Here is a 5,077-nt window from a genome sequence, read left to right on the forward strand (position 1 = left end):
ATTGTTTAAAAGACAATTATGGCTTTGCTTTGCTTTGCTTTGCTTAACAAAGTTACAGTAGTTTTACTCATAATTTAGTAATCCTTTGCTATTTAGCTTTAATTTTATATAAAATATAACATGGATTGGAAAATATGTCAACGCTTTAAATAAAAAAAATTAAAAAAAATTTTAATAAGGTTTTATATACATTTTTTAAAATAATAGTATAATTATAAAAACTTTATTTAAGGATTTTTTATGATTGATGTAAAATTGATAAGAGAAAATATAGAATTAGTCGAAGAGAATTTAAGAAAACGAAGAAGCAAAGTTTCTTTAGACAAATTAAAATCTCTGGAAAGCGAAAGATTAAAATTATTAAAAGAAGTGGAAAGCGACAGAGCGAAAAAAAACGAATCTTCAAAAAAAGTCGGCGAATTCATGAAAGCGGGCAAAAAAGAAGAAGCTGAAAAAATTAAAGAAGAGATGAAATTATTTGTCGAATCCTTAAATAAAAAAGAAGAAAAATTATCCGAACTCGAAGAAAAAGTTAATAACGAAATACTTTATTTACCGAATATGCTTTCGGACGAAGTGCCAGAAGGAGACGATGAAAAAAGCAATAAAGAAATAATAAGATGGGGCGAGCCTCGAAAATTTGATTTTGAAGTAAAAGACCATGTCGATATTGCAGTCGGATTAAATATACTCGATATTGAAAGAGCGGTTAGAATGTCAAGGACTCGTTTTTCTTTAATGAAAGGAAAAGGTGCGGCGCTTGAAAGAGCCTTAATTAATTTTATGCTCAAAAAACACACAACCGAACATGGCTACACAGAATATATTCCTCCGATTCTCGTTAATTCAAAAGCTATGACTGGAACGGGAAATTTGCCGAAGTTTGAAGAAGATTTATTTAAAACTACGGACGACCCCGCTTTATATTTGATACCTACTGCTGAAGTTCCGTTAACTAATATTTATAGAGAAGAAATTATTCCAGAAAGCATGCTTCCGATTTACGCAACCGCTTATACTCCTTGTTTTCGCTCGGAGGCGGGTTCTTACGGAAGAGATATGAGAGGATTAATAAGACAGCATCAATTCGATAAAGTGGAACTTGTAAAAATATGCGCGCCCGATACTTCGAAAATGGAACATGAAAAAATGCTTAAAGACGCGGAAAGTATTTTGCAGGCTTTGGAACTTCCTTATAGAGTGGTTGTTTTATCTTCTGGAGATATTGGAAATGCCGCTTATAAAACTTTCGATTTGGAAGTATGGCTTCCTTCACAAAATACATACAGAGAAATTTCAAGCGTAAGCAACTGCTGGGATTATCAGTCTCGCCGAATGCAAATGAGAGTAAAACGAGGAGGTAAAACCGAGTTAGTTCACACTTTAAATGGAAGCGGAATCGCGGTTGGAAGAACTTGGATTGCAATTCTTGAAAATTATCAGCAGGCGGATGGAAGCGTGATAATTCCAGAAGCTTTAAGAGAATTCACGGGCTTTGATAAAATAGAAAAAGAATAAAATAAATAATAAAAAATTAAATCATAAAAATTGTATAAAAAAGACGCCAAAATTTGACGCCTTTAAAAATTCTAATAAAAATTTTATCAAAAAATTTTATTCTATATAGCAGTAATTAAATTTATGTCTTCCCAAAGTATTCAAAACGACTCCTTTCAATTTCGGACTAATCATTAAAGCGTCCGCTCTATAATATAAAGGAATTATAGGCATTTCGTCCATAAGTATGCTTTCTGCCTGTCGCATCGCGTCCATTCGCACTTTATTATCGGGCGACTCTTTTGCAATCAATATCAATCTGTCGTAATTGGCATTTGAAAAACCGCTATGATTTACTCCGCCGTAACTAAGCATAACATCGAGCATAGTCATCGGGTCGTTATAATCTCCCGTCCATCCCATTCTCGTTAATTGATAATCTTTTTCTACTAAAGACTGCAAAGTTATCGGAAATTCTTCCTGTATTAATTGAACGGTAATATTCAAATTATCTTTCCACATTTGCTGAATCGCCTCTCCGACTAAAACATAAATTCCCGGCGAAACTTTTAATTCCAATATCGGATAATTTTCTCCGTTCGGATATCCAGCTTCCGCTAATAATGATTTTGCGATTTCTATATTTTCTTCGTAATTATTAATATCTATATAATCTCCCGATTCGCTTCTAAAAGTTCCGTTTAATCCTCTGACTTGCGGTGGGACTAAAGCGTAAGCGGGTATTTGTCCGCCTTTTGTGACATTTGAAACTATATAATTTCTGTCGATTGCGAGCGATAAAGCCTGCCTTACTCTCTTATCTTTCAAGGCTTCGTTCGTTATATTGAGTTCCAAATAATAAGTTCCCAAAGCGTTATTTGCCGCAATATAATTTTCCGATTTTAAATTTTCTATTTCGGCTGCGGGCGGTTCTAAAGCTGAAAAATGCACCGTTCCGTTTTTAAGCCCAGCAACCGCCGTGTTCGGGTCGCTCATTAATACAAAAGTTATTTCTTTGGCGATTTGTTCTTCTTCGGAATAATAATTCGTATTAACGGAAAATACTATTTTATTGTCTATTAATCTTTCCGTCATTTTATAAGGTCCGTTTCCTATATAAGTTTCGGGATTCAATGTCCATTCGTCTCCGTAAGTTTCTATAATATCTTTACGAACGGGCATAAATATTCCCGTAGAAGCTATAAATTCCAAAAAATATGCCGTGGGATTTTCCAAAGTCACTTCGAGAGTATAATCGTCAATCGCTTTAACTCCAAGCTCGTTATAATCCATTATTCCCGCGTTTATTTCTTTGGCGTTTTTTACGACTTCCATCATATAAGAATATTCGGCTGCCACATTCGGGTCAACCGCTCTTTTCCAAGAATATTCAAAATCGTTTGCCGTAACTGGTTTTCCATCGCTCCATTTCGCGTTTGTCCTTAAATAAAATGTATATTTAAGTCCGTCTTCCGATATAAACCATCCTTCCGCAACCGCTCCAGCGACATTATTATTTGAATCGAGTTTTGTTAAACCCTCAAATGCATGAATTATATAAACCGAAACCGCGCTTAAAGAATTCAAAGTCGGGTCCATAGTTTTAGGTTCTGCCGACATATTTATAACTATAGAATTTGAATCCGTTTTATTCCCGCAAGAAATTGAAAAACCGCTTAAAACGATTAATAAAGATATAATAATATTTTTCATTTTTATTCTCCAAAATTAAGTTTTTGTAATTATATTAAATTGAATATATAAAGTCAATATAAATTCAATAATAAATTTTATTAATATTTTTATTCTATATAACAGTAATTAAATCTATGTTTTCCAAGAGAGCTAATAACTGCGCCTTTCAATTTTGGACTAATCATTAAAGCGTCCAATCTGTAATAAATAGGGATTATCGGCATTTCGTCCATGAGTATGCTTTCCGCTTCTTTCATCGCTTCCATTCTTACTTTATTATCGGGCGACTGTTTTGCAATTAATATCAATCTGTCATAATTTGCATTTGAAAAACCAGTATGATTTACTCCGCCATAACTAAGCATAACATCGAGCATAGTCATCGGGTCGTTATAATTGGCAATCCATCCCATTCTGCTTAATTGATAGTCTTTTTCTATTAAAGACTGAATGGTAGTGGTAAATTCTTCCTGTATTAACTGAACGGTAATATTCAAATTCTCTTTCCACATTTGCTGAATCACTTCGCCTTTTAATAAATTTCCGGGAGAAACTTTTAATTCCAATATAGGATAATTTTCTCCGTTTGGATATCCCGCTTCCGCCATTAACAGTTTCGCTTTTTCAACATTTTCTTTATGATTATCGGGATTAACATCTATATAGTCTTTAGATTCGTTTCTAAAAGTGTCGTTTAATCCTTTAATTTGAGGAGGAACGAAAGCTCCAGCGGGTATTCCGTTTATAACATTCGATATCATATAATTTCTGTCTATGGCAAGAGCGAGAGCCTGTCGAACTCTTTTATCTTTCAAAGCGTCATTGGTTATATTGAGTTCCAAATAATAAATTCCTAAAGAATTATTTAGATAAATATAATTTTCCGATTTTAAATTTTCTATTTCGAGAGCGGGAGTTTCTAAAGCGGAAAAATGAATAGAACCGTTTTTAAGTCCAGCTATTGCGGTATTTGGGTCGCTCGTTAGTATAAAAGTTATTTTCTTTGCAATCTGTTCTTCTTTGGAATAATAATTTGTATTGATAGAAAATACTATTTTATCGTCTATTAATCTTTCCGTCATTTTATAAGCTCCGTTTCCTATATAAGTTTCGGGATTCAATGTCCATTCGTCTCCGTAAGTTTCTACAATATCTTTTCTAATTGGCATAAATATTCCCGTAGTGGCTATGAATTCCAAGAAATATACGGTAGGATTTTCCAAAATAACTTCGAGAGTATAATCGTCTATTGCTTTGATTCCTAAATCGTTATAATCCATTATTCCCGCGTTTATTTCATTAGCGTTTTTTATAATTTCCATCGCATAGGAATACGCGGACGCCGTTTTATGATTTACCGCTCTTTTCCAAGAATATTCAAAATCGCCTGCCGTAACTGGTTTTCCATCGCTCCATTTTGCGTTTGTCCTTAAATAAAATGTATATTTAAGTCCGTCTTCCGATATGTCCCAGCTTTCAGCCGTTCCTCCTATAACATTATTATTAGAATCGAGTTTGGTTAAGCCTTCAAATGCATGAATTATATAAACATCTACCGCTTTCATAGTATTTAGACTAGGGTCTATGGTTTTAGGTTCAGCCCACATATTTACCACTATGGAATCGGACTCCGTTTTATTATTACAAGAAATTGAAAAAGCGATTAAAACTATTAATAAAGATATAATAATTTTTTTCATTTTTATTCTCCAAAATTAATTTTTGGAATTATATTAAATATAATATATAAAGTCAATATAAAAAAGAGCCTGCCCTAAACGAGCAAGCCCCAAAGTTTCAAAAATAAATTATATCTAAATATATTTAAAAAACCTTAATAAAGTTCTCAAAACCTATTCTAAATGCCAAGCGGAAGGTCTAGAAG

At 33.2% G+C, this 5,077-nt stretch carries 3 protein-coding genes; 1 reads left to right on the forward strand and 2 read right to left on the reverse strand.

The window, feature by feature from the left end; all coding sequences use genetic code 11:
- Nucleotides 1-240: 240 nt before the first annotated feature.
- Entirely contained in the window at nt 241-1,518 is a 1,278-nt protein-coding gene (serS, locus tag ACR0QS_RS10840) for a serine--tRNA ligase (RefSeq protein ID WP_432633462.1), read from the forward strand.
- Nucleotides 1,519-1,614: 96 nt separating this feature from the next.
- Here serS and ACR0QS_RS10845 read toward each other — a convergent pair whose 3' ends face one another.
- Together ACR0QS_RS10845 and ACR0QS_RS10850 are read right to left on the reverse strand one after the other, a co-directional pair.
- Entirely contained in the window at nt 1,615-3,210 is a 1,596-nt protein-coding gene (locus ACR0QS_RS10845; protein WP_432633463.1) for a peptide ABC transporter substrate-binding protein, read from the reverse strand.
- 89 nt (nt 3,211-3,299) lie between these two features.
- On the reverse strand, nt 3,300-4,892 hold the full coding sequence (locus ACR0QS_RS10850; RefSeq protein WP_432633464.1) for a peptide ABC transporter substrate-binding protein: 1,593 nt from the start codon (nt 4,890-4,892) through the stop codon (nt 3,300-3,302).
- Between the last annotated feature and the right edge of the window lie 185 nt (nt 4,893-5,077).

It is taken from the genome of Brachyspira sp. (genome assembly GCF_050873525.1).
Lineage (GTDB): Bacteria > Spirochaetota > Brachyspiria > Brachyspirales > Brachyspiraceae > Brachyspira.